The sequence below is a fragment of the Vibrio sp. 1069 genome (assembly GCF_033340555.1).
Genome location: NZ_JAWOWP010000478.1, coordinates 1 through 652 on the forward strand (window position 1 = coordinate 1; position 652 = coordinate 652).

Consider the following 652-nt stretch of genomic DNA (forward strand, 5'->3'; position numbering starts at 1 on the left):
CATTCCTAACTGGTTACTTGCTCGAAAAATCATTAAGCGTTGATAACTTATTTGTCTTCGCCATCATATTTGCCCAATACAAAGTGCCAGAGCATCTTCGTCCGCGTGCGTTACTATGGGGTGTGATTGGCGCGTTGGTTCTGCGAGCAATTATGATTGCTGTCGGTGCGCAGCTACTCGCCCAATACCATTGGGTACTCTACCTATTTGCGGCGTTCCTAATCTGGACAGGCATTAAGCTTGCTCGCGACAAAGGTGAAGAGGAAGAAGTGAACCCATACCCAGAGCAAGTGATTCGTAAATTGCTGCCAGTGACGGATGATTATCAAGGTAATCATATGTTCTTGAAGCAAGCAGGGAAGTGGGTTGCGACGCCAATGTTAATTGTAGTAGGCGTGATCGCCGTGATGGATGTGATGTTTGCACTCGATTCAATTCCGGCTATTTTTGCGGTCACTCGCGAGCCATTCTTGGTGTTAGCGGCTAACGTATTCGCGTTGTTAGGCTTACGCTCGCTGTACTTCGTGCTGCAAGCGATGCTGGACAAGTTTGTCTACTTAAAACCTGCGCTCTCTGTGATCATGATGTTTATCGGTGTGAAGATGCTTTTGGTCGGAACAGAATACGAAATCCCAACGATTTGGTCGTTGAC

1 protein-coding gene is annotated in these 652 nt (G+C 47.1%); it reads left to right on the plus strand.

The window, feature by feature from the left end:
• Nucleotides 1-652 (plus strand): TerC/Alx family metal homeostasis membrane protein (locus R7040_RS27255; protein ID WP_318097717.1); only part of this gene is annotated, 652 nt, incomplete at both ends.